Source organism: Cobetia sp. UCD-24C, assembly GCF_001306765.1.
GTDB lineage: Bacteria > Pseudomonadota > Gammaproteobacteria > Pseudomonadales > Halomonadaceae > Cobetia > Cobetia amphilecti.
Genome location: NZ_LJTD01000001.1, coordinates 311,996 through 336,796, shown reverse-complemented (window position 1 = coordinate 336,796; position 24,801 = coordinate 311,996). Strand labels below are relative to the sequence as shown.

Below are 24,801 nucleotides of genomic sequence, written 5' to 3'. Positions count from 1 at the left end.
TGTCAGCTATCGGTCTTGCGCCGTGACCCAGTCGCTCGCTTGCGGGGGCTCCTGGTGGAAGCACTTTTACGAGAAGCGCCGTCAGAAGTGCTGCCTGAAGCGGTCTTGCCAGAAGAGCTGCCAGAAGCGCGCTTCTTGTAGGAGGTGGCCTTGCGACGCGAGCCGCCCTTGCCGCCGCCCTTGCGCGGCGCGGGTGTCGCACCGCCGACGCTGGCCAGTGCCGTGCTCAAGCGGCTGGCGGAGCTATCGGCGAGCAGCGCACGCAGATCCACGATCAGCTCGCTCAAGAAGGGCGCCGCCGGGTCGCCTTGTTCGTGGATCATGCTCAGGCGTTGCTCCCACTGTGCGGTGCGCTCCGGGCGCGATACGGCGGGCGGCAGGGCATGAATCAGCGCGCGACCGATACGCGTGGAGCGCATCGCCTGGCCTTCGCGCACCAGATAGCCGCGATTGATCAGTGTCTCGAGCATGCCGGCGCGTGTCGCCTCGGTGCCCAGCCCATCCACATCGCGCAGCGTGCGCCGCACCGCTTCATCCTCGACGTAACGTGCGATGTTCATCATCGCCTGGATCAAGCTGGCGTCATTGAAGGGTTCCGGCGGGCGGGTCTCTCTCTCCTCGATACCGCAGTCGAGTACGCAGGCTGGTTCGCCTTCCGTCAGGGCGGGCAGCGGCGGTGGGGTCTTGTCATCGGCGGCTGCGTTCTTGTCAGAGGGCTTCTTGTCAGCGACATCTTTGTCAGCTGCCTCCCTGACCTCCGCAGTGCGCTGGAACAGCACCTTCCAACCCTCGTCGATGACGCTGCGGCCACTGGCGCGGAAGGGCTCCTTGGCGAAGCGCAGCTCGACCTTGACCTCGCGATAGCGATAGGCCGGGTAGAACTGGGCCAGCACGTTGCGCGTGATCATGCGGTAGAGATTGGCTTCATCGCGCGACAGGCGCGCATAGTCCGGCTCGCGCCCGGTCGGCGCCAAGGCGTGGTGCGCGCTGACCTTGCTGTCATTGAAGGCGCGCGAGCGCAGGCTGAAATCGGCGCCGCCACTGAAGCGTTCAAGCTCGCGGTCACCCACGCAGGCGCTGATCATCAGATTGGCCATGCCGGCGTGATGTTCGCGCGGCAGGTAGCGGCAGTCGGAGCGCGGATAGGTGATCAGCTGATGACGCTCGTAAAGCGCCTGACAGGTGTCGAGGACTTTCTGGGCGGGCAGGCGAAAACGGCGCGCGGCATCGACCTGCAGCGCCGAGAGCGAATAGGGCAGCGGCGCGGGCTGTGACTTGTCGCTGGCCTCGACACTTTCGACATGGCCATCGCCGAGGGTGGTCAAGGTCGCGAGATGGCGGGCCAGGCGCTCGGCGGGACGGCTATCCAGCAGGCGCCCCTTGTCATCCAGTGGCAGCGGGGTGCCCTTGTCCGCCAGGCGTTGCAGCCAGGGCGAGCTGGGCGCATGCCACCAGGCCTTGAAGCTGCCCGCCGCCACGCCAGCCTCTATCCACAGCGGGAAGAAGGCGCGAGGCTCGAAGGCCTCGATTTCCTCGTCACGGCGCACGACCAGCCCCAGCAGTGGCGTCTGCACGCGTCCCACTGACAGCACGCCGTCGTGGCCGGCCTGGCGCCCGGTCAATGTCCAGGCGCGGGTCAGGTTCATGCCATACAGCCAGTCGGCGCGCTGGCGCGCCAACGCGGCTTCATAGAGCGGCTGCCAGCGCTGATTGTCGTCCAGCTTGTTGAGGGCGCGGCTGACGGCAGGGCGGTTCATGTCACTGATCAGCAGGCGTTTGACCGGCCCGCGCCAGCGCATGTGCTCCAGCACTTCCTGCACCAGCAGCTGGCCTTCACGGTCGGGGTCGCCGGCATGCACGACCTCATCGGCCAGCTTGAGCTGCTCGCGGATGGTCTTGAGCTGACCGCGCGCCTGGCTGCGTGGTTTGAGCTTCCATTGCTCGGGGATGATCGGCAGGTGATCCAGCGACCAGCGCCTGAAGCGCTCGTCGTAGTCATCCGGCGGGGCCTGCTCCAGCAGGTGGCCGATGCACCAGGTGACACGGGTGTCACCGGCATCGATATAGCCGTCGCGCTTGCTTGAGCGTCCGGGCAGCGCCTCGGCAATGGCGCGGGCGAGGCTGGGCTTTTCGGCGATGATCAGGCGCATCGGGCATCCTGCGGTCAAAGGCTGTCGATATGATGATCCATACAGTATGCCGTTGGCCCGAGGCGGGGATCAATCGTCGTCGAGCGCGCGACGTGCCTGGACGAGGGCGCGATACCAGTCGCGGTTGGCGGTCTGGATCAGCGGGGGGCGATTGGAGAGATAGCTGACCGGGTGGTGGTCGGCGGGCTGATAGTTGCTGAGCATGTTGAGCGTCGCTTCACGGGCGCCGAAGGTATCGCGCAGGAACTCGATGGCCAGTGGCTCCAGCTCGACGCGGTAGTGGCGCACCAGCGCGATGGCCAGTGATTCGGCGGTGCGTGACAGGTCATCATCGATCTCGCGCACCATGGCGCTGCCCAGCGCCGCCTTGGCCGCCGCGGACTGATTGGGCTCCAGCTGGCCGAAATAGGCGGCATTGGAGCCATTGATGGCGCGCTGCACGGCCGGGCGTGACAGGTGTATGTGGGGCTCCAGCGCGAGGGCGATCTCGACCGCCATCGCCTTGGCCTTGTCGACACCGACGCGCAGCACCGTCTCGCGCGCCTGATAGGCGATCTCGCTGTCGACGCGCTTGATGCGGCTCTCGTTCAAGTGATCGGCCAGATGCTTGCAGACCTCCGCCTTGGCTTCATCGTCCAGCGCGATGGTCTTTTCCTGGATGCGCAGACCACGACGGCCCGGGCCGACCCGCAGGCGGGTGGCGTCATCGGACATCTGCGAGGCGATGTTTTCCCAGCGCTTGGACATCTTGAGGAAGACGGCGTGGCTGCGCCCGACCTGCTCGTAGGCATTGGTCACCGTCTTGTAGAGGCGGATGGCGTTGGTGAGGATGTCGGCGCGCGAGCGTAGCGCGGCGCGGTGTTCACGATCGCCCTCATTGACCGCGATCGCCAGATGCGTCACCTGCTCGGCAAGGGCGTCCATCGCCTGGGTGGAGCGCTCCAGCAGTACCTCGGCGCGCAGGCCGGAGGCGGCATCCTCCACCAGGGTGCCGGACTGCTCGGCCAGATAGACCGTCAGCGCCTTGAGGCGTGACAGGCCGGTGGCCTGACGTATGCGATAGCGCGAGCGGGCATGCTCGAGGTTGTCCAGCGCGCGCGCCAGCTTCCAGCGGCCACGGTATTCGAAGGTCAGCAGCGGGATCTTGCGCCCGCTGATCAGCTCGAAGGCCAGAATCAGCATCTCCTCCACGTCCTGCAGGGTCATCAGCAGGTCGTTGTCCTGCTCGATGGCCGCCAGCACACGCTCGATGAAGTTCTCGTCACGCGGCACGCCGCTGTGCAGGTCGGGCGCGCGCCCTTCGAAGCGCTCACGCAGCAGGCCGATGGCCTCGGGGGCCAGCTCGGCCAGCTCATTGAACTGGGGCTCGAGCCATTCGCGGTTGAGGCTGTTCATGTCGCGGATACGTGCATGCAGGCCCACGCGACGGTAGACGTCGATCTGGCTGATGATGCGCGCGGCATCACGGTCATCGAGCAGCTCCAGCGCCGCCAGCTCGACCCCCTCCGGCGCCAGATCCTGCTTGCGCAGCAGCATGGCCGCCGCTTCACGCCGGCGGGCATCGCCTTCGAGGCTCTCGACGATCAGATTGCGCGTGGCGAGGATCAGCTCCGGCACGGTGTCGATGACGCGCTCGATCTTGGCTTCGGTGCGGTCATAGCGCCGTGAGCTGGTCAGGTTGTGGGCGATATTGGCCACGATGCCCGCGACACCGGTGATGACGGTGTAGGAGATGAAGAAGATGTAGTTCTCGAAGGTCGGTTCCTTGCCGTAACCGAGCAGATAGCCGCCCCAGGCGCCGATCAGCGTCACCGGGCCTGCGGTCCACAGGATCTGCATCAGGCTCACCGACCAGGGCACACGCTCCACGGCCTGGGTAATGCGGCGAATCTCGTCGCGGCCCTCACGCTCCAGACGCACCTGGGGCGCGTCGTTGGCAGTGTTGGCTCGGGGACGAAAGGGGCTCGGCAACAGCAAGGCAGGCTTCCTTGATTGAACGGGGTGGGGCATCTGGCGCGACATGGGCTGCCGAGAGGTTCGTGAGCACGAGCCTCGAGCGCAGCGCGGGGCAAAGGGTGTCGTCAACAGTAGCATTGGGCAGCCTTTTGGCTCCAGTGAGCAAGGGCCGCAAGCGGGTCGAGCGTGGTAGAATTTCGCCCGCCACTGACTGGCCAGCGGGTCTCGCCAGGTCGTCAGGCTCACGCTAGGACATCAAAAAGCTCTGGAGGTTGTGTGGAACGAGACTTGGAAGCAGGAAAGGGGGCAGGTGACGGGGCTGAAGTCGTGTTGCTGGACGGCGGCATGGGCCAGGAACTGGTGCGTCGTAGCGGTCGTGAGCCGACCCCGTTGTGGTCGTCTCAGGTGATGCTGGACCAGCCTGAGCTGGTGCGTGACCTGCACCTCGATTTCATTCGTGCCGGCGCGCGCGTCATCACGCTCAATACCTACACGGCCACGCCGCAGCGTCTGGGCCTGGCGGGTGTCGGCGAGTCGATCGCGGCCATTCATGCCGCCGCCGGCAAGGCCGCGCGGGATGCCATCGCCCTGAGTGGCGAGGCGGATGTGCGAGTGGCAGGCTGCCTGCCGCCGCTGGTCGCCACCTATCGCCCCGATGTCGCGCCGAGTGCTGACGAGTCCCTGGCCAGCTATCGCCGGCTGGTGGGATTGCAGGCGCCGCAGGTCGATGTCCTGCTGTGTGAGGCGCTGTCTTCCTGCATCGAGGCTCGCGCCGCTGCCACCGCCGCACTCGAGAGCGGCTTGCCGGTGTGGGTCTCGCTGACGGTGAAGGATGACCTGACCGCGACCCTGCGCAGCGGTGAGCCGCTGGCCGACGCGATCAGCATGCTGCAAGCGATGGGCGTGGACGCGATCCTGATCAATTGCAGCGCGCCGGAAGCCATTCAGGGTAGTCTGGAAAATCTGCTGGCCAGCCCGCTGCCGACCGGTGCCTATGCCAATGGCTTCACCTCCATCGCGGAGCTCAACCCCGGCGGCACCGTCAAGGACCTCAAGGCGCGCGAAGACCTGGGGCCGGAGCAGTACGCGGCGCATGCGCTGGGGTGGGTCAATGCCGGCATTCGTATCGTCGGCGGTTGCTGCGAGGTGGGCCCGGCGCATATCGCCTGCCTGGCCGAACAGCTCAGGTCAGCAGGTTATCGCTGCGTCAGCCGCTTGAGTGAGTGAACGATGAGGGGCGAGGCTTCCTCGTGATAGACTTCGCCCCTTGATTCGCAGGTTCTGACGGGCATCGCGCCTGAGGAAACGCCGAGGTGAACGCCGAGGCGACGACCGGGATGCGGTGCCTGCAGGGCTGTGAAACGCTTTTTTAGGGAGATGCCATGCTTGCCGAGTGGGTCGAACGGCTCTTGAGTTACGCCAGTGGGGCACTTGATGCCATCCGCGCCGATGAATCCTTTCCTGCCTTCATGCAGTGGGCGCATTCGGAGGGCGTGAACTACAGCGGTGGCGACGAAGCGCTGGCGGTAGCGCTGGCGCCGGTGCTGTGGAGCCAGACTCCGCTGGTGCGACTCGACTTCGCGCGCGAGTCGTTGGCACCGCCCGGGCGCAACGAGCCTTGCTGGTGTGACTCGGGTCGCAAGTACAAGCAATGCTGCGACAAGGTGCAGCTGCCGGCGATTCCGGATCACCTGATGTGGATGCTGTCGCTGCGCGAGTTCAAGGGTGAACAGCTCAAGGCGGCGCTGGCCTCTGGTCTCGCGCCGGCACAGGCGCTGCTCGAAGCGGGGCTGATCAGCGCCGAGAGCGGCAATCGTGGTCGGGCTCAGCAGATCATGGAGGCGCTGTTCGATACCAGCGACTGGTCGCGTCTGCCCGAGCAGGCCGAGCCTGGCTTCGAGCTGCTGCTGGATCTCTATCAGGAGCGCGGCTTCACCCGCAAGAAGGCGCTGCTGCTCGATGAAGTGCTGGAGCGTGGCCCTGCCTTCCTGCGCGGCGTCGCCCTGGAGCATCAATGTCTGCTGCATCTGGACAGCGATGATCTGGGCTCGGCGCGCGCCGCCTTCATTCGTGCCCAGCAGACGCTGCCCGATTCGCCGACGCTGGCGTATATCGAAGCCATGCTGCTGCTGCACGAAGGTCAGCCGGAAGAGGCGCAGGATCGTGCGCGCTTCTGGTGGCGTCGTCTGTCCAAGCAGAAGGACATCGAGCCCGGTCAGCTGGAATTCCTGGCGGATCTGGCCGAAAACCCGCGTGCCACGCTCGCCGAGCAGATGGTCAATTCCGATGAGTCGCTGTCGGATTCACTGGCCGCTCTGCAGGCGCTGTTCGAGGTGATCGAGCATCCGCCGCGTCTGGCGCTGGAAACGCAGGACGATGGCAGTCTGCTGTTCCGTCAGAATGCGGAGCAGGCCGTGACACTCGGGCTCTGGGAGGCGGTCTTCCCGGCGCGCATCGAGGAAGAGGCAGCGCTGGCGCTGGATATCGATCCCTGGGATGTCCAGGACCCCAACGAGTGGCTGCAGCAGCTGTGCGCCAGCCCCGAGTGGCTGGACGTTCCGGCGGTGTGTCAGGGGCTGATCCTGGCGCTGGCCAGTCGCTTCGGTAGCCTGCCGTGGATGTCGGACACCTTCTTCGTGCCGCTGGCACAGCGCTTCGATCGCTGGCTCGATCAGATCGAACAGGCTGGCGGCCTGTTGCGCTGGGAAGATGGCGACAACGCCCAGTTGCTGCGCTGTGGGCTGGGGCTGGTGATCGGCATGGAGCGCGGTGAGCGCGAGCGTTCGCGCCAGCTGGCGGAGCGCCTGCTCAAGCTCGACGAGGAAGACAGCCTCGGCCTGCGTGAGCTGGTGCTGGATCAGCTGCTGCGCGAAGGCCGCAACGACGAGGCCGTGACCCTCGCCGAGCATGATATCGAGCGACGTGCCGTCGATGAGGAAATGCCGCTGTTGGGCATCCTGATGGGCCAGGTGCTGGCGCTCTATCGACTGGGTCGCGACAAGGACGCCGAGCAGGCACTCGAGATCGTGCGGGAAGCCAATTCGCATCTGATCAGCCTGCTGCTGGCGGAGCATCCGCGGCCGGTGAGTCTGGCGGTGGAAGCGCCGGAACCCGGCACGCGTGGTGAGGCCTGGCAGTACCGCACCCTGATGCGCGACCAGTGGAAGCGCAGCGAAGGCGCGCTTGCCTGGCTGGCCAAGCATCGCTGAGCCGGTGTCAAAGGCCGCTCATGCTGCCTGACGAGTGATCGCAAGCGCTCGTATGACGAGGCCCGTATGAAAAAACCCCGCAGTGCCACGGCACTGCGGGGTTTTTTGTGTCTTGCCTTGCATCGGGAGGCGACTCAGGGGGAAGCGTGAACGGGGGCGATCACTGCTGCTTGCCTTGCTGACGCAGACGCCAGGCTTCTCGAATGGCGCCGCGTAGCCCCGGCGTCTGGCCGACCTGGATGGCCTCCAGCGTTGCGGCGAAGGCATCCGGCGTGGCACGCCAATCCGGGGGCTGGATGGCGCCTGCACTGCTGATGCCGACCCTGTCCAATGGCGGTGGCGAGCGCTCGGGCAGAGCCCCTAAAAGCCGCATGCGGCTGTCCTGCACCTGGCGCAGGCGATGGCGAAGCTCCTTGTAGCGCGAGCCGAAGGGGCGTGTGGCCAGGGTGATCAGGGCCGCCAGAATCCGTTCTTGCCACTCGGGGCGTGCCGGGTTGCGGTAGGCGACGCCGCGTTGCGAGGCGGCGCCTGCCTGACGGCGGTCCTTGAGCCAGTGCGGGGCCGTCCTGTCGAGCGCCTCGCCTTCGAACAGGATGCCGGCGTTGACCTGCTGGCCACCGTGTACGCGGGTGAAGGGCAGGATGACGCAGTCCTCGAGCATGGCGCCTTCTTCCACGTAGCTGCCCTGTTCGAGGCAGCAGTGTCCCTTGAGCAGCACGCCGGGCTCCACGTGGGTGGTGATGCCGGCGAAGCCACCAGTGAGGCGCGATTCATCCAGGCGGGTCGCGCCGGCGGCGTAGTAGACGTGGTGCAGGTCCTGCTCGCCGGGCAATACTCCGCGTTCGCCATGCGGTGTCAGGCCTGAGTCATCGGCATCCAGTGCCTGCATCACCGAAGCGTGATAGTGCGACAGTGAGGCCAGCAGGGCCGGCCCAAGCCCGGGATTGTCGCGCAGCTCCGGCCAGTGAAGACGAGCGAGCGACGGGTCTGCCACGCTGGCCGGATGGCAGACCGGCGCACCCGACGCCATGGCCTGCTCGCTGATCGCGAGGCTGTCATCCTTGAACCACTCCGGCATCAGCAGCACATCGGCGCGCAGCACCGGGGCAGGCAGGGCGGCCATGGCGCCGAGTCGCTTGATCTGCTCGCGCGGGTCTCGCTCGCCGGGCATCGGCAGAATGTCGAGATCGATGCCCCAGCGTGAGCCATCGGCGATACGCGCCCGGAACCACTCGGGGTCACGGGCGATGATCAGGCTGATATGCGTCACGCCTCGCCCGACCAGCAGGTCGAGATTGCGCTCCAGCACGCTGCGTCCGGCAATCGGCAGCAGGGCCGGCGAGTAACGGCGGTCAATCGGCGCGACTTCCTGGCCGAGGCGGTCCGCCAACAGGATCACATGCATTGCACACCTCCTTGGCATGAGTCGTGACACTGGGGCAGCGCAGCACGAATGAGAGAGGGAGTCTCACGCATCAGTAGGCTCCACGGCTGGTCAGAACGGCAGGAATCGTACGCAGCAGCAGCTTGATGTCTTCCTTGATGCCCTGACGATGCAGGTAGAAGAGATCCAGATGGATCTGTTGCTCGAAGGAGAGGTCCGAGCGGCCCGACACCTGCCACAGCCCGGTCAACCCCGGCGTGGCATCCAGACGCATGCGCGCACGCGCTTCGTAGAGCGCCACCTCACGGGCGAGGGCGGGGCGCGGCCCGACCAGCGCCATCTCGCCGCGCAGCACGTTCCACAGCTGCGGCAATTCATCGATGGACAGCTTGCGGATGATACGACCCACCCGCGTGATCCGCGGGTCCTGCTTCATCTTGAACAGCACCCCACCCTCGCTCTCGTTGGCGGCCTGCAGTTCGCGCAGACGCTCTTCGGCGTCGATGTACATGGAGCGGAACTTCCACAGCTTGAACGGCTTGCCGTGACGCCCGATACGCTCCTGGCCGAACAGCACCGGGCCTGGCGATTCCAGGCGGATGGCCAGCATCGTGCCCAGCAGCAGCGGCGACAGCACCAGCAGTACGCCGCTGGCACCGACGATATCCATGGCGCGGCGCGCGCGCGGGGTCAGCCAGTTGCTCACTCGCCATCGAAAGTGGCGCCAGTTGGAGCGTGACTTCATCCACAGGCCGCGGCCGGGAATCGCCTCTTCCCCATACTTGCGCACGCTCATCAGAAAGCTCGGGTTGCCAAGCACGTAGCGCTTGAACATGCGGCGTGGCTCCATCAGCAGCCGCCAGGCCCATTCCATGCCCAGTCTGCGCACGACGCCCGGCGCACGCGGGATGCGCTGGGAATAGAAGTCGAACAGACCGCCGACGCCCATGACCACCGGCACCTCGAGTCGCTCACGGTAGGTCGAGATCCACTTCTCCTGGGCCGGCACGCCCATCGCCACCAGCAACAGGTCAGTGCCCTGATTGATCTGCGCCAGCACGTCGTCGATGATTTCCGGGCCGATGAAGCCGTGATGCACGCCACTGATCTCGAGTGTCGGCCATTGCTCGCGGAGCTTGTCAGCCATCCTGTCGGCCACGCCCGGCGCGGCGCCGAGCAGGAACAGGCGCTTGTTCTCCGCCACCAGCATGTCGCACAGGTGGGGCAGCAGGTCGGTGCCATTGAGGTTGGCTTCGAGCTCCTGGCCGAGCATGCGGCAGGCCATCTTCACGCCGCTGCCATCAGGCAGCAGCAGGTCGCTGTCATGCAGCACCTGCATGTAATAGCGATCGACCTGGGCCACGTTCAGGCAGTGCGCATTGACGAAATTGACGGTGCGCGGCTGCGGGTCGCTGATCCAGCTCTTGAGCAGGCTCAGGCAGGTGTCGAGGCTGGTGTTGACGAAGGGCACCCCCAGTACCTTGACGTGAGGCAGCGTCTTGACGCGCTCAGTGGTGAAGAGGGCTTGATCCAATGGCTGGCTCATCATGGCGACTCCACTTCATGAGCGTCCTGCTGTTGATTCGGTCTGGCCGGCTGCGGGCGCGGCGCATTGTCGATCTTCTTCTTCTGCGCCTTGCCGATGACCCCCTGGGCGAGCCCTTCACAACGCAGATAGAGACTCTTGGGCATCACGCGCAACATCAGGGCGGCCCCTGCCGTAGCAGCGGTGCGCCCGAATTCCGCCTTCCAGATGCCCGGCCATGCCTTGACGGCGCGGCGGCAATACTCCCAGGCAGCATCACCGTCACGCAGGCGAATCGCCTGACGCGACAGATAGCGCAGTTGGTAGGCCTGGGCGCGGGGATACCATTGTTCGATGAAGTCAGGCGCGTACGCGCGCGTCAGCTCGACGATCGCAAGCCAGCTCTGGTATTGGCGCTCCAGTTGTGCCGAAAGCCCGCCTTCATTGAGTCGGTAGCGGGTGAGCGGCTCGGGAATGCCTTCCACCGTGGTGCCGGTCTTGAGGGCGATGCGTGTCCAGCACTCGATGTCTTCGCTCTGGCGCAGACTCTCATCGAAGTAACAGGGCAGCACGCCGCCCCCCTTGACCTCACAGTCGAAGGTGATGGCCTCGAGAATCTCGCGGCGGATGACCGGCGCCGAGCCATTGCCCACCGGGTTGCGACAGAACAGCAGCCCCGGCGTGATGTCGGTCAGGCTCGGCATCTGGTAGTAGTCCAGCGGTTCGCCGTCGGCATCGATGAAGGCCGAGCGCGAGAAGGACAGGCCTACCTCGGGGCGTGCCTCGAGGTGCTCGCGGTGGCGCGCCAGCTTGGCGGGCTCCCAGATGTCATCGGAGTCCAGAAAGGCCAGATAGCGGCCCTGAGCGGCACGTACGCCGGTGTTACGGGCCCCGGCCAGGCCGCGATTGACCGGATGCGTGATCAGCGTGACACGCGGGTCGTCATAGGCCTCGCAGATCGCCCGGCTGCCATCGGGGGAGCAGTCATCGATGATGAGCAGTTCAAGATCGCCGTCCTCCTGCGCCAGCACGCTGTTGATGGCGGCCGCGACGAATCGTTCGACGTTGTAGATCGGCATGATGACCGAAAAGGTCGGGGTCATGGTCTGGCCTCCTGGACGTCCCTGTCTGGGGAAAGCGATGCGGTGGATGCTGCGTGAGGTGTGTCTGGTGTGTCTGGTGTGTCTGGTGTGTCTGGTGGCGGCGCATGTGTCACGCGGCCGTCCTGAGCGAGGATCAGCCGGCGTGTCCACAGGTAGCCGGGCAGGGCGGCCAGGCTGATGCCGACCAGAATGCCGGCCGCGACGCCATTGATGCCGAAGGGCACGCCGGCGAACATGCCGGCGCCGAGCATCAGCGTCATGAAGATCTGCAGCTTGAGGTCTGCCCCCGGCATGCCCTGGGCGCGCAGCAACTGGCCGCAACTGTCGAGCAGGATACGCGGCAGGGCGGAGAGGCAGATCAGGATCAGGATCGGCAGGGCGCCACGCTCGACCCAGGCCTCTCCGAACAGGATCGGCACATACCAGGGCGCCAGCAGGCTCTGGGCGATGATGGCGGGCACGGCGACCAGCGCGAACAGACGCATACCGTGGTGCATGCGTGCCAGTCGTTCGCGAGACGTCATGTCGCCGCACAGTTGCGGGAAGATGGCGGTGGAATAGGCGCGCAAGAGGCCAAGGCTGATGCCGAGTCCGGCATTGAAGGCAAAGAAGTAGACGCCGAGCACGTCCATGGCGAACAGGGCGCCGACCAGCAGGTAATCCATCTGCTGACGCAGCACCGAGACCACCTCGACGCCCATCATCGGGCGCGCGAAGCTCATCAGCGGCCGCGACCACAGCGTGGAGGGGCGCTCATCGATGCGCCATGATTCGCACCAGCGGTAGGTCAGGGTCCAGATGGGTGTCACGATCAGCTTGGGCAGGATCAAGGCCCAGAACCCGGCACCCATGGCGGCCAGCAGCATCACGCCGACGGCCTCGCCGATGCTCTGGCCCATCTCGATGCGCGCTGTGATGTGCAGGCGGTTGCTGCGCAGAATTCGCGCCGCGTTGATGGCGGCGGGGGGCAGCATCGGGAAGATCAGTGCCAGTGCCATCAGCGGCAGGGTCAGATCGGGAGCGTCATAGAGGTAGGCCAGCAGCGGGGCCAGTGCCATCTGCAGCACCATCAGGCCAAGACACACCACCCAATTGAACCAGTAGGCATCGCGGCACAGGCGTTCATATCCCTCGCGACCGGCCTGCACCAGAGCGGGTACCACGGCGGCATTGGAGATGGCGTGCATGATCTCGTGCGCGGTGAGCACGATGGCGGCGATACCGAAGGACTCCGGCGCGATCATGCGCGCCGCCACCAGGGTCGCGCCCAATCGCGCGATGCGGTGCACCCCTTGCGACATGCCCATCCAGGCCAGATTGCGGATCAGGCGGCCATTGCCACCGTCTCCGCCACCTGTCAGACGTGTCTTGAGTCGCGTGATCACACCCATCGCCTGGCTCCCTGGCTTGTCGTGCCTTTCGAGGCATCTGGTCTTGTCGGTCATGCTTTTGAACGGCTGGTGTAGCCACTCTAGCGCAATGTACTGATGAATTGGCGTGATCTGGCGCAGCCTTGTTCCACTATCCCATGATCGGGCTAGGTTGCCGTATCGCTGCTGCCGGCATCGGCGGAGGCGGGCGCTGCACTTGAAAGCGGCTTCTCCACATGCACCGGCCCCATGTTGTGGATATGCCCTTCGCTGGCGGGCAGGCCCGCCAGCTGGTGAGCCTTGCCGATCAGGATCAGTCCCGGCCAGATCAGGTAGGCCAGAATCTCCAGGTTCTCGCCGAAGGAGTAGACGAACAGCAGGCCGACCATGATCAAGCCCAGCTGCACGACAGGGCGGCCGACCACGAAGCGCAGCAGATGCAGCAGGCTGACCAGCATCGGCACCAACAGCGCGAACAGGCCGAAGATGCCCTTGACGAACAGCAGCCCATACCAGCTGTGGTGTGAGCCGATCGGCATGTACTCCACCAGGTGCGGGCCGCGTTCGACGATGCCGTGGCCGAACCACGGCGCCTCGTTGCGCCAGCGATCCACCGCGATGCGCCCCAGCGCGGCCCGCACGCGGGTCGAGTCCGCCCGCGAGCCCTTGAAGGCGGCGATGAAGTTGTCGATGGCCTCCAGAATCGGCGCGCCGAGAAAGCCACCGATCAGGCTGACGCCGGAAAAGCTGAACCACAGCCACGGCTTGTGCAGACGCTTGAGCAGGAACATCCCGGCGCTGATCAACACCAGCGACACCAGCGCCATGCGCGAGCCGGACATCAGGATCATCAGCACGCTCCCGCCGATGCCGATCGCCTTCCACAAGGGATGTTTCTCGAGCAGGGCGCAGGCGAAATAGATGCTGGCGACAAAGCCCACCGCCGGCGCCCAGGGCGTGAACAGGCGCCAGCGCGGCATGCCGCTGCCGGGGTCGATCTCATAGAGCGAGACCGCGAAGAATTCCGGCCCCGGCCCACCGATGGCCTGCAGTGGCGAGACGAAGGGCACCTGGGGCAGTCCCGCCAGCCAGGCGCCGACGAACACCGGCAGCAATAGCATGGTATGCAGGCACACATGCATGGCCGCGCGGATGATCACCGCCGGGCGGATCGCCAGACAGCCGATGATGGGGAAGACCGCCAGCAGCGCCCAGCCCTTGGCCCAGCCGATGGAGGACTTGATCAGCTTGCCGGTGCCGAGGTTCTCGATCAGGTGGCCGGCCAGCAGCGAGAACTCCATCACGATCATGCCGATGATCCACACCCACAGTGGCCAGGGCAGGCGCGGAAAACGCTGGCGGCCCTTGAAGTGCAGCCAGGCGGCACGCATCACCAATGACCATGCCAGCACCGGTGCCAGCACATAGAGGCCGCCGACCAGATAGAACAGGTAGGTCGCGGTGATCGAGAACCAGATGATGCGTTCTTCCGGGGTCTCGGGGCGGACATCCGCCTCTGGCCCCGCCTTCAGGGAAAACATCGGCGGCTCACACGCTTTGCTGCAGACGCAGCAGGTAGGGTTTTCTGATCCACAGGAGAATCAGGCCGATGATGCTGAAGACGCTCGCCGCGAGCGCGCCGACGATGGCCAGCTTGATGCCCAGCGAATCCGCCTTCTCGGGCAGTGGCGGCGGATCGAGGATCTGCAGCATCGGGTAGCTGGCGAAGGGGTCGATCTGACCGATGTCGATCTTGGCCAGCGCCGTGGTGTAGACCGCCGTGGCGACCTGTTGCTCGCGCAGCAGGTCCTGCAGCTGGGCGGCCTTGGCGACGCTGTTGTCCAGCCGCTGCTGGCGGGCCGCCAGATTGGCCCGCCCAGTGGCAAGCTCGCTGATCACGCCACGCCGCAGGGTATCCAGGGTGATCAGCTCGCCGACCAGGGTGTCCTGATTGGCATGGCCGGACGCGGCACGCAGGGCATTCTGATTGCGCGAGGACTGGCGGGGCAGCAACTGGCGCATGCGTGAGGCCAGCGAGCGCTCGAGGGAATCAAGCCCCGCGGCCAGATTGATGACCTCCGGATTGCGCTCGCCCCATTTGCCGCGCGCTTCATCGAGACTGGCCGCCTGCTCCGCCGCCTGCGTCAGCAGCGCCTGATAGCGGGCGTCGCGCTGCAGGGCGATCACGCCACCGGCCTGGCCGGCGTCCAGTCCCAGGCGACTGGATAGGGTGGCGAGCCGGGCGTTGAGGGCCGACAGCTCGCCATCCCGCGTCTCGAGTGTGTCCTTGAGCGCCTCGACACTCAGCGTCAGTTCCTTGAATTGCTCCATGGAAACCAGCCCTGAGGTGGACTGGAACTCGAGCAGCTTGCGCTGGGTTTCCTTGAGTGTGCGATCGTAGGTCTCGAGCGAGCGGCGGATGACGGCTTCGCGGCGCGCCTGCTCATCATTGCGCAGCTGTTCGATCACCTCATTGAAGGCATCGATGTGCGCATTGGCGCGTGCAAGCGCGGCCTTGGCGCTCGGCGCGCTGGTCTGGAAGGCGATCAGGGCGGTCTGGTCGGTCAGCTTGATCTTGGGCTTGCCGTAATCGTCGGGATGCATGTCGACCGTGCTGGCGGCACGCTCGAGCACGGCAGGGCTCTCGGCGATGGCGCGGTAGTTGACCTTGGGGTCCAGCGAGGAGCTTGAGTAGGAAGAGTTGGCGCTGGTGCTGGCCTGGCCGATGCTCTCGAAGTTCACCGACAGACCGGAGCCGGTGCCCGGCAGGATCATCGTCCAGCTGGTGGTGTAGGTGACAGGTGCCACGGCGATGAAGGCGATGGTCAAACCCCAGATGACACTCAGGATGGCGGTCGCCAGCAACAGGTAGGCCGCGCGGCGGGTGCGCGGGCGCATGCTGGAGCCACGCGCCGCCCAGCCCAGCAGGACGCCCAGGAGTCGGCGCCCCAGTGAGGGCTTGGCTGCGTCTTGTGGTGTGTCGGGTGAGCGGGACTCTGTCATGCACATCCTTGTCGCGTGGTTGTGATCAGTCGCATTCCATCAACGGACAGGCGATGGGTTACAGCAGAGTGGCCGGCGTGAGCAGGTCAGTCAGCGTGCGGGCGATATCACGGATGTTGGTGACGCCGGAGTCGTAGCAGCCGACCACATCTTCGGGCATCAGATAGGGATTGACGCCCACATCCGCCGGATTGGCCAGCAGGGCATCGATACCGCGATCGACCACGACCGGCTGATGCGTCATCGGGTTGGTACTGATCAGCACCGCGCGGCGCGAACCGGAGGTCGCCTGGATTCCGCCGACGCAGTTGGCATTGATCACGCCCTGCAGCATGCGCACGCCGTAGGGCACCTGCGAGCGCAATACCGTGTAATTGCTGACGTTGTTGTTGTTGGCAGGGGTGGTCAAGTTGGAGGCATAGATGACGATGCCCGGCGCGGTGAGCGGCGAGGGGCGCATCAGTGCGGCCTGGAAGGCGCCGCTGGAGGGCACGTGGATGCGGTCACCCACACGCAGCCAGGGATTGGCGGCATATTCGCCGTCGATCAAGCCGCGCATGTCGAGAATCTGTGTCTGGCCGTCGCGAATCAGCTCGATATGGCTCAGGTCCGCGTCGGGGCGGATGCCTCCAGCCGTGGTCAAGGCCGCCGACAGACGACGCTGTTGACTGGCATCGCCGCCGGCGAAATCGCGGCGCACCATGCGCTCTTCGGGCAGGCGGGTATTGATGACCGCCTCGCCCGGGAAGAACACTGCGCCGGACACCGCAACGGCCAACGGCGCCCATTCCTCGAGCCGGATGCTGACATGCGCCAGACCCGGGCGAATCAGCTCTTCCTGCACCAGACGCCGGGTGATCTCATCCGCCAGGGCGTCGATGGTCTTGTTGGAGGCCTCGACCGGCGAGAGCCACGGCAGGCGCAGGCGTCCGTCATGATCCACCTCGTAGCTGCCATCGAAGAGTTCGCTACCGGCGACCCTGACGCTCAGACGATCGCCCGCCGCCAACCGCTGGTCATCGCCCGCGGGCAGCTGCATGAAGCGATCGTCGGCATGAGGGGCAGGCAGCTCCAGCGGCCAGTGGGTCGCCTGTTGCCAGTGATCCTCGGCGGGGGTGTCGTCCAGCATGATCGGCGTACAGCCGCCCATCAGGCCGGCCGTGATCGCGACGCCCAGCAGGCGTCGAAGAGAGCGGAAAAGGGAGCTGGGCCGAGTCAGGTCGCGTTTCATCAGGCTACCTCACGAGAAGGCCCTGTCCGCGTGTCACCGCTCGACTCCAGCAGCGGGTCGCGCTGATAGTAGATATCGAAGAGCTCGAACAGGCGCACGCGCTCCAGCTCTGTCTGCATGACCGGCGAGGGCTCGACCACCACCAGCGCCGCCGGGGACAGCGCATCATGCAGACTGACCAGCACTGAGAGCCCATCGGCATCGATGGCCTCGACATGGCTGAGGTCCACCGCCAGCGTGCCGGTGTGATCAGGAATCATCGCCAGCATCTCCTGGCGGAAATAGCGCGCGAGTTCGCCTGTCAGCTGGGCAGGCGGCGTGATCATGATGCCTTCGTGAATCCGGGTGGTGATGGGCATGACGGGCTCCCTGTCCTTGATGTCACCGTCTGGCGCCAGCTGGGCCTGCGGTGCAGCTTGTTATCTTTATGCACTATGCCGCATAAGCATCGTTTACCTGCTGTTACAGTGTCAACGACGCCGACTGACTTGCCTCATTCTTTCTTGCTGGGTTTCGTGGTGCTGCCTGCTGTTTTCGGGCTCTCCAGGTTGCCTGCGCGGCGTTGTCACTCGCCCGACATGGCGGGTGACTTGTGCGGCGTGGCCAGCATCGCGCCCCAGTGGCGGAAGCGCAGCAACAGCAACAGGCCCGGTATGGCGGCCAGCGTGCAGATCCAGAAGAAGCTGTCCCAGCCGGCCGCATCGGCCAGATAGCCGGAGGGCGCGGCAATCACCACGCGTGGCAGGCCCATGATCGAAGAGAGCATCGCGTATTGGCCGGCGGTGAAGCGCTTGTCGGTCAGCGCGCCCATGAAGGCGATGAAGGCGGCGCTGCCCATGCCGGCCGCCAGGTTCTCGAAGGCGACCACCGCCGCGAGCCACGCCAGCGAATCACCGACGTGATGCAGCCAGACGAAGCCGGCAGTCGACACCATCTGCAGGATGCCGAACCACCAGAGCGCCCGATAGATGCCGATGCGCATGATCATCAGGCCGCCGAAGAAGGTGCCGGCCAGCAACGGCCACAGGCCGAACAGCTTCACGGTCGCGCCGATCTGGGAGTTGCTGAAGCCGATGTCCTTGTAGAAGGGCGTGGTCAGGTTGCCTGCCACGGAATCGCCCAGCTTGTAGAGCAGGATGAACAGCAGCAGCCAGATGGCACCATCGCGCTTCATGAAGTGGCGGATGGGGTCCCACAGGATCTCATGCAGATGATGGGCGCGCGGTGCGGCCTGTGCCTCGGGCTCCGGTGCCAGCAGTGTCACCAGCATGCAGGCGCCCAGGGTCGCGGCCATGATCAGGTAGGTCACGCGGAAGCCGATCATGTCGGCCAGCACCAGGCCGCCGGCCGAGGCCATCAGCATGCCGATGCGGTAGCCGTAGACATAGAAGCTAGAGCCCAGCCCCAGCTCGTTGTCCGGGAGATGCTCGCGCCGATAGGCGTCGATCACGATGTCCTGGGTGGCGCTGAAGAAGCTGACCGCCAGCGCGATGGCGCCCATGGTCAGCGGCGACATGTGCGGGTCCTGCAAGGCAAGCAGCGCGATCAGTGCGGTCAGGGCCAGCTGGGCGATCATCAGCCAGCCACGGCGCCGACCGAGCACCGGCGGCATGATGCGGTCCAGCAATGGCGCCCACAGAAACTTGAGTGTGTAGGGCAGGCCGACCAGCGCGAGCAGGCCCACGGCGTCCAGTGATACACCGGCATCCGTCATCCAGGCCTGCAGCACGCTACCGGTCAGCAGCAGTGGCAGCCCGGAGGCGAAGCCCATCAGGAACGTGATACCATGACGGCCAACGAGTAAGCGTAAATCCTTTGAAGTCAAAGCCTTGCCTGTCCATGCAGAGGGTGTGGCCGCGCGTGTCACACGCACGGTGAGCGGCTATCTGCCGCTTGCGTCATTCATGGCCGGATTGTCGCACTGCCTGAGGGCAAGAGCCATGCATTGTCCTGCCGGTCAGCCGACAGGCATGATGCAGGTCGAGACACGCATGAGTGGGGCAGGCAGGCAATGAGAGGTCATCATGAGTGAAGCCCGAGAAGCTGCCAAGGCGCATTGGTATCTGATCCAGTGCAAGGGCGGGGAATCCTTCCGTGCGGCGGAGAACCTCACTAATCAGGGATTTCACGTTTTCCACCCCCTGTTGGAGGTGGAAAAGAAGCGCGGCGGCAAGCTGCGTTGGGTCGAAGAGCCGCTCTTCCCCTATTACCTGTTCATACGCCTTGATCAGATGGATGACAACTGGCGTCCGATTCGCTCGACCCGTGGCGTGCTCAAGCTGGTCAGCTTCGGCAACACGCCGACGGCGGTGCCGACGCCTCTGGTGGAAGCCCTGATCGCCAGCGGCGAGCAACGCCAGGAGCAACCGTCGGAGAATGTCTATTTCCGGGCCGGCGAGCAGGTCGAGATCATCGATGGCCCCTTGAGTTCGCTCAGTGGCGTCTTCGAGAGCGCGAAGGGCGATGAGCGCGTCATCGTGCTGCTCAATCTGATCAATCAGCAACAGCGTGTCGAGCTGTCCAGTCGTCAGCTGCGGCGCAGCGAAAGCTGAGCTGCCGACCTGTCTCATCCGACTTGATCCGCGAGACCGCATTGCACCTTTCTTCTGGAGTGGTTCCCATGGCGATTACTTCCCAGCAGGTCGTCAGCCTGCATTACACCCTGCGCACCGCTGATGGCACTGTGCTGGATAGCTCCCTTGAGCGTGAGCCGATGGATTACCTGCATGGCCACGACAATATTCTGGCAGCGCTCGAGAGCGCGCTTGAGGGCTGCGATGTCGGCGACCGCAAGGTCGTCAATCTGACGCCAGCCGAAGGCTTCGGTGAGCGGGATGAGGGCCTGGTGCAGTACTTCGGGCGTGATGCCTTCGGCTCGGGCGAGATCAACGCCGGCATGCGCTTTCAGGCCCGCACCCCGGAAGGCCAGCGGTCGGTCACGGTGCTGGAAGTCGGTGAACAGCAGGTCAAGGTCGACGCCAATCATCCGCTGGCAGGCCAGGCGCTGAGCTGGGAAGTCGAAGTGCTGGAAGTGCGCGATGCCACGCGTGCCGAACTCTCGGCCGGTCATCCGCTCGGTCTCGATGTCAGCCATACCGAGATCGAAGACAAGAAGGTACGTCGCTGAAGCGCTGAAGCTCATTGTTGCAGCCCCTCTTCAACAACAGACAGCCCCGCTGCCGAGGATTCCGGCAGCGGGGCTGTCTGTTGTTGGGGCCTATAGTGATGGAGAAAATTGATATGGATCAGTCGTCTGCGCGCCAGCCGCACGGATCGAGCCGTGAAGCCTTCAGGACTTGATGCAGATCAGATTCGCGCGGGGCATGGCGGGGTAGAGTGTCTCTGTCGAGGCCGCAGCAGGCCGACACAGGCGGAAGAGCTATTGATGTCGGAGCTATTGATATCAGAGCTATCGATGTCAGAAGCAGAGGTGTCAGCTGCCGACAGAGGCTGGCATTCAGGGAGCCCCTTGGGGAAGGGGCAGGCCAGGATGGCCGCTGTCAGAATCGGGCTTTTTTGCAGGTGCCGATTCGCCGTCAGGGGAGGGGGAAACCCCGCTAGCCGACCTTCGGGTCGGCTTTTTTGGTTGTGGGGGCCAGAGAGAATGGCTAGCACCGCGTTTCATGTTGATGGCTTGCCTGCGGGCTGCTTGAAAGCTTTTGCCAGTTCTTGCCAGTTCTCTGGGAGGAAGAGAGTCGCTGGACAGGCAGCCCCGCAACCGACACGAGGTTTGCCTGCCCAGCGAGACGGCTCAACTATTGTTGCTGGCAGTCTTGCGGCTCTCGACTTCCTTGTGGGAATCGACGGCCTTTGGGGTGGTGGTCTTGTCGATGCTCTGGCTTTTCTTGACAGCCTGGCTCTTCTGGATAGCCCCGTCTTGCTTGACCGAGGGGCTCTTCGTGTTGATGGCCGAGGTCGTCTTGCCCGGCTCGCCCAGCGTCAATGTCGTGTTCATGCGCTTGAGCGTATTGGGGCCGATTCCCTTGATCTCGGTCAACTGTGCCACGTCGGTGAAGGGCCCGTTCGCCTTGCGCCATTCGATGATGGCCTGGGCCTTCTTGCCACCGATGCCCTTGAGCTCGGTCAGTTGTGCGGCAGTGGCGGTATTGATGTTCATGTCTGCGGCCTGGCTGGTCGGTGACAGTACCAGCAGGCTGGTCACGAGAAGTGTTCCTAGCAGGGTTTTCATGGTCGCTTCCTATGCTCACATCAGGGCGGTCGATGGGGAGTGCGCGGGGCGACCACCCGAGGCCCTGCGCGAGAAATACTCTGGCTCAGGTATTATGTTTGTAGTCATTTAGGTTTAAACGATTTCTCATCCTTGCGCGGCTTTCTGCGCTCAACGCAAGAAAGCACTACGAGCGTTAGCCCGCTGATTCGATTCGTCTTTCCCTGGGCATACAACGACAGAGCCGAGCGCTATAATGTTGCCCCGAGCCCATGACCTCCTGTCATTGCGCCTGCCACATCGCCTGGAGCCCGGATGCCTGCCACGACTTCCCCCCTGATCATCGCCCTCGACTACCCGGACATGAGTGCTGCGCTTGCCATGGCAGACCAGCTGGATCCTGCGCGCTGTCGCGTCAAGGTAGGCAAGGAGCTGTTCACGCGTGTGGGTCCCGAGATTCTCAAGGCATTGCATCAACGCGGCTTCGAGGTCTTTCTCGATCTCAAATTCCATGACATCCCCAACACCACCGCCCAGGCCGTGCTGGCGGCTGCGGAGCACGGCGTGTGGATGACCAATGTCCACGCCTCTGGTGGTGCGCGCATGATGCAGGCCGCCGCAGAAGCCCTTTCGACTCGCGGCCTCGATACCCAGCTGATCGCCGTCACGGTGCTGACCAGCATGGAACAGACCGATCTGGCCGGTATCGGGCTGGATGTCACGCCGCTTGCGCAGGTCGAGCGGCTGGCGGCCCTCGCCCAGCAGAGCGGCATGAACGGTGTAGTGTGCTCCGCACGTGAGACCCCGAGCCTCAAGGCGCTGTGTGGTCCTGAGTTCCTGAAGGTGACGCCGGGTATTCGCCCGAGCTTCGCGCAGGCCGGTGATCAGCGGCGCACCATGACGCCCGGTGAAGCCATGGCGGCCGGTAGCACCCATCTGGTGATCGGGCGCCCTGTCACCCAGGCGGAGGATCCGCTGGCGGCGCTGGCGCTGATCGAGCAGGAGCTGGGCGCCTGATCGGCTGATTGCCTGCCTCATGGGCAAAAAAAGACGCCAGTCGCAGACTCTGCGGCTGGCGTCTTTTTCATGGCAGTGATCACTGCTGCTGATCACTCGTTCACGCTTTGCGCGACTGCCTCAATCGGTAGACTTGATATGCCAGCTGACCTGAACGCTGCTCTCGAGGCTCAGCTCGCCGGGGCGGTACTCGCTGCCGCTGCTCTTGGCCTCTGCCATGTCGGCACGCATTGCCATCATCTGCGGGCGCGGGCTGTGTGAGGACTCATTGATCGACTGCACGCTGCCCAGGGTCGCGCCGAGGGTCTTGGCCATCAGTTGTGCCTTGTGACGTGCCTTGGTCAAGGCTTCCTGCAATACCTTGTCTTCCAGGGCATCCCGTTCACTGATCTGATACTGCACACCGGCCAGTTGGTTGACGCCAGCGCCCAGCAGCAGGTCGATGACTTCCGGTACCTTGTCCAGGTCATCGAGAGTGAGGCTGATCGGGCGTTCGAGGTGTGTACGGCGCCATTGCTGGGGCTGCTGCTGACCATTGTTGCGCTCGTAGTACTGCTCAGGACGCAGGTTGAGGCTGCCGGCGCTGATCTGACGGCTGTCGATGCCCGCTTTCTCCAGTGCCTGAATCAGGGTCGTCATGCGTGATTCCAGTGACTCGCGTGCCTTGCGGGCCGCCTGGCCCTCGGCCTTGCTGTCGGGAGCCTTGTCATCCACCTTGCGCGCGGGCGTCTTCTCCCACAGGCGCGCCTGGATGGTTGCCTTGTCGGGCGCCGCCTCCAGGCTGGCGCTGGCGCTGACATGCACCAGAGCCGGTGCGGGCGTCTGGTCGGCGCGGGCCAAGTGTGTGGCGCTGGCGGTGCAGAGCGCCAGGCCGCATAGCATGGCGGTACGACGCAGGCGCTGGGCGAGGGGGGCGGGGCCTCTGGTGGCGTGGTTCATCAGCATGGGAAATCCCTTGAGTAAAGTGGCAACATTGTTGCCTGGCGCTTGGTGAGGGGCATGAATGCGGGCGCGATAGGCTTGAAAGTATCAGCAATGAGGGCGATGCGTGAAGGTACACGAGAGACTGCGCTCTATACGTGGCGCTGCACAGGCAGTGTCGGTGCTCGTCATGTCATTACTGATGGCGTCGCCTGCCTTGGCCGCAGAGCGTGAGGTGATCGACGATGCAGGCGATGTCGTGACGCTGTCACAGCCAGCGCAGCGGGTGGTCACGCTGGCCCCGCACGCGGCCGAGCTGGTGGCGGCGGCGGGAGGCTTGCCGGCCTTGATCGGCGTGAGCCAGGGCAGCGATCATCCCCCTGCGGTCAGCGAGCTGCCGCGCCTGGCCAGCTATCACGGGCCCAACCTGGAAGCATTGCTGAGTGCCCGGCCTGATCTGATCGTGGCATGGGGCAGCGGGCTTTCCGATGAGATGCATGCGCGTCTGACGGCGTTGGGGATGCCCGTCTTCGTCAGCGAGCCCGCCACACTCGATGATGTGCTGTCCAATATCGCGCGGCTTGGCGCCTTGCTGGGCACCCGTGACATCGCGGATAAGCATGTGACGACGCTCGCAGCGCGCATCGAGCAGCTGGAGCGCGCGCGCGACAGCGACCCCTTGCCGGTCTTCTTCCAGCTGGGGGAGAGCCCGATGACGACATTGGGTGGCAATCACCTGGTCAATGAGCTGATTCGGCGCTGCGGCGGTGAGCCGCTGCTGACGGACTCGCCCGCCGTGGTGCCGCAGATCAACCGGGAAGCCTTGTGGCTGGCCAGACCGCACCTGATTCTGCATCCGGTCGCGAAGGGGCCGGCGCGCAGGGAGTGGATTGCCGCCTGGCGCGCGGATGAAGGGCCACTTTCCGAGGTGGCACTGGCGGGTCTGACTCCTGACCTGATCAGTCGTCCCGGCCCGCGCAGTGTCGAGGCGATGGCAGAGGTCTGCGCTGCCATCACGAAAGTGCAGGCGTCGGACTGAGGGCGTCAGAGTAAGCGCGTCGGATTGAGGGCGGCGGAGTCAGGGCGGCTTCGTGCAGCACGCTCAGAAATCGATGCCGCGCCGCGCCTTGAGGCCATGATTGAAGCCGTGGCGAATCTCGGTCATCTCGGTGACGGTATCGGCACAGGCGACGATTTCACGATTGGCATTGCGCCCGGTGATGATGACGGTCTGCTCCGCAGGACGATTCTCGAGTGCCGTCATCACTTCCTCTAGCGGCAGATAGCCGAACTTGACCATGTAGGTCAGCTCGTCGAGCACCACCAGATAGACGCTGTCATCGCGCATCAGGCGCTGTGCTTGCTGCCACACGGCCTGACAGGCAGCGGTATCGGCCTCACGATTCTGGGTGTCCCAGGTGAAGCCGGTGGTCATGGCATGCACTTCGAGATTGGCATCCTCGGCGAGCCGTTCGCGCTCGCCGCATTCCCACAGCCCCTTGATGAACTGGATGACACCGACCTTGTAGCCATAGCCGAGCGCGCGGGTGATGGTGCCCCAGGCGGCGGTCGTCTTGCCCTTGCCATTGCCGGTAAACACCAGCAGCTGGCCGCGCTCCTCAGTGGCCTGTGCCACCTTGTCATCGACATGCGATTTGAGCTTTTCCATCGCGGCCTTGTGGCGGGTATTGCGGTCCGTCATGCGTATGCTCCGTGAGTCAAAGGCACAGCACTGTCCCGGGGGACGGTGCTGTGATCGGTGCT

General features: G+C 64.8%; 20 protein-coding genes. 6 read left to right on the top strand and 14 right to left on the bottom strand.

Annotated features, from left to right (window positions below; genetic code table 11):
* Window positions 1–2 precede the first annotated feature (2 nt).
* Window positions 3–2,150, bottom strand: a complete 2,148-nt coding sequence (locus tag AOG28_RS01410) for a DNA topoisomerase III (RefSeq protein ID WP_054555070.1) — start codon at window positions 2,148–2,150, stop codon at window positions 3–5.
* A gap of 69 nt (window positions 2,151–2,219) precedes the next feature.
* Window positions 2,220–4,127: a hypothetical protein gene (locus AOG28_RS01405; RefSeq protein WP_043332458.1), complete on the bottom strand. Its 1,908-nt coding sequence runs from the start codon at window positions 4,125–4,127 to the stop codon at window positions 2,220–2,222.
* A 267-nt stretch (window positions 4,128–4,394) separates the two neighbouring features.
* On the opposite strand from AOG28_RS01405, the gene AOG28_RS01400 reads away from it, so the two are divergent.
* Both AOG28_RS01400 and AOG28_RS01395 read left to right on the top strand, forming a co-directional pair.
* Entirely contained in the window at window positions 4,395–5,333 is a 939-nt protein-coding gene (locus AOG28_RS01400; protein WP_234368246.1) for a homocysteine S-methyltransferase family protein, read from the top strand.
* A 155-nt stretch (window positions 5,334–5,488) separates the two neighbouring features.
* The gene (locus AOG28_RS01395) at window positions 5,489–7,315 is read left to right on the top strand and encodes an SEC-C domain-containing protein (protein WP_054555069.1); all 1,827 of its coding nucleotides are present in this window, start codon (window positions 5,489–5,491) and stop codon (window positions 7,313–7,315) included.
* 160 nt (window positions 7,316–7,475) lie between these two features.
* Here AOG28_RS01395 and AOG28_RS01390 read toward each other — a convergent pair whose 3' ends face one another.
* The 9 genes from AOG28_RS01390 to AOG28_RS01350 all read right to left on the bottom strand — a co-directional run bounded on the left by AOG28_RS01390 (window position 7,476) and on the right by AOG28_RS01350 (window position 18,702).
* Window positions 7,476–8,720: a hypothetical protein gene (locus tag AOG28_RS01390; RefSeq protein ID WP_054555068.1), complete on the bottom strand. Its 1,245-nt coding sequence runs from the start codon at window positions 8,718–8,720 to the stop codon at window positions 7,476–7,478.
* A 70-nt stretch (window positions 8,721–8,790) separates the two neighbouring features.
* Window positions 8,791–10,245, bottom strand: a complete 1,455-nt coding sequence (locus tag AOG28_RS01385; protein ID WP_054555067.1) for a WecB/TagA/CpsF family glycosyltransferase — start codon at window positions 10,243–10,245, stop codon at window positions 8,791–8,793.
* Entirely contained in the window at window positions 10,245–11,327 is a 1,083-nt protein-coding gene (locus AOG28_RS01380) for a glycosyltransferase family 2 protein (RefSeq protein ID WP_054555066.1), read from the bottom strand. Before AOG28_RS01380 ends, AOG28_RS01385 begins: the two co-directional genes overlap by 1 nt.
* Window positions 11,324–12,718, bottom strand: a complete 1,395-nt coding sequence (locus AOG28_RS01375) for an oligosaccharide flippase family protein (RefSeq protein ID WP_054555065.1) — start codon at window positions 12,716–12,718, stop codon at window positions 11,324–11,326. Before AOG28_RS01375 ends, AOG28_RS01380 begins: the two co-directional genes overlap by 4 nt.
* Window positions 12,719–12,864: 146 nt before the next feature.
* The gene (locus tag AOG28_RS01370) at window positions 12,865–14,238 is read right to left on the bottom strand and encodes an O-antigen ligase family protein (protein WP_200906713.1); all 1,374 of its coding nucleotides are present in this window, start codon (window positions 14,236–14,238) and stop codon (window positions 12,865–12,867) included.
* A 7-nt stretch (window positions 14,239–14,245) separates the two neighbouring features.
* Window positions 14,246–15,700, bottom strand: coding sequence for a GumC family protein (locus AOG28_RS01365; RefSeq protein WP_054555064.1), 1,455 nt, complete (start codon window positions 15,698–15,700; stop codon window positions 14,246–14,248).
* A gap of 58 nt (window positions 15,701–15,758) precedes the next feature.
* Complete coding sequence (locus AOG28_RS01360) at window positions 15,759–16,931, bottom strand: polysaccharide biosynthesis/export family protein (RefSeq protein ID WP_052384387.1); 1,173 nt, start codon at window positions 16,929–16,931, stop codon at window positions 15,759–15,761.
* On the bottom strand, window positions 16,931–17,290 hold the full coding sequence (locus AOG28_RS01355) for an STAS domain-containing protein (RefSeq protein WP_054555063.1): 360 nt from the start codon (window positions 17,288–17,290) through the stop codon (window positions 16,931–16,933). The genes AOG28_RS01360 and AOG28_RS01355 overlap by 1 nt, the downstream gene beginning before the upstream one ends.
* A gap of 206 nt (window positions 17,291–17,496) precedes the next feature.
* Window positions 17,497–18,702 (bottom strand): AmpG family muropeptide MFS transporter, encoded by a 1,206-nt coding sequence (locus AOG28_RS01350; RefSeq protein WP_082388128.1) that lies wholly within the window; start codon window positions 18,700–18,702, stop codon window positions 17,497–17,499.
* A gap of 253 nt (window positions 18,703–18,955) precedes the next feature.
* On the opposite strand from AOG28_RS01350, the gene rfaH reads away from it, so the two are divergent.
* Both rfaH and AOG28_RS01340 read left to right on the top strand, forming a co-directional pair.
* Window positions 18,956–19,483, top strand: coding sequence for a transcription/translation regulatory transformer protein RfaH (gene rfaH, locus AOG28_RS01345; RefSeq protein ID WP_054555061.1), 528 nt, complete (start codon window positions 18,956–18,958; stop codon window positions 19,481–19,483).
* 68 nt (window positions 19,484–19,551) lie between these two features.
* Complete coding sequence (locus AOG28_RS01340) at window positions 19,552–20,058, top strand: FKBP-type peptidyl-prolyl cis-trans isomerase (protein ID WP_054555060.1); 507 nt, start codon at window positions 19,552–19,554, stop codon at window positions 20,056–20,058.
* Between the two features lie 624 nt (window positions 20,059–20,682).
* Here AOG28_RS01340 and AOG28_RS18910 read toward each other — a convergent pair.
* Complete coding sequence (locus AOG28_RS18910) at window positions 20,683–21,120, bottom strand: ComEA family DNA-binding protein (RefSeq protein WP_082388127.1); 438 nt, start codon at window positions 21,118–21,120, stop codon at window positions 20,683–20,685.
* Between the two features lie 294 nt (window positions 21,121–21,414).
* Between AOG28_RS18910 and pyrF the strand changes: the two genes are divergently transcribed.
* Window positions 21,415–22,116: an orotidine-5'-phosphate decarboxylase gene (pyrF, locus tag AOG28_RS01330; RefSeq protein ID WP_054555059.1), complete on the top strand. Its 702-nt coding sequence runs from the start codon at window positions 21,415–21,417 to the stop codon at window positions 22,114–22,116.
* 120 nt (window positions 22,117–22,236) lie between these two features.
* On the opposite strand, the gene AOG28_RS01325 is transcribed toward pyrF, so the two are convergent.
* Window positions 22,237–23,061 (bottom strand): SIMPL domain-containing protein, encoded by an 825-nt coding sequence (locus tag AOG28_RS01325; RefSeq protein WP_152965304.1) that lies wholly within the window; start codon window positions 23,059–23,061, stop codon window positions 22,237–22,239.
* 166 nt (window positions 23,062–23,227) lie between these two features.
* Here AOG28_RS01325 and AOG28_RS01320 point away from each other — a divergent pair, with 166 nt between their 5' ends.
* The gene (locus tag AOG28_RS01320; protein WP_152965303.1) at window positions 23,228–24,076 is read left to right on the top strand and encodes a helical backbone metal receptor; all 849 of its coding nucleotides are present in this window, start codon (window positions 23,228–23,230) and stop codon (window positions 24,074–24,076) included.
* A 63-nt stretch (window positions 24,077–24,139) separates the two neighbouring features.
* On the opposite strand, the gene cobO is transcribed toward AOG28_RS01320, so the two are convergent.
* Window positions 24,140–24,739 carry a cob(I)yrinic acid a,c-diamide adenosyltransferase gene (gene cobO / locus AOG28_RS01315; protein ID WP_043332442.1) on the bottom strand — a complete coding sequence of 200 codons (600 nt, stop codon included), beginning with the start codon at window positions 24,737–24,739 and terminating at the stop codon, window positions 24,140–24,142.
* Between the last annotated feature and the right edge of the window lie 62 nt (window positions 24,740–24,801).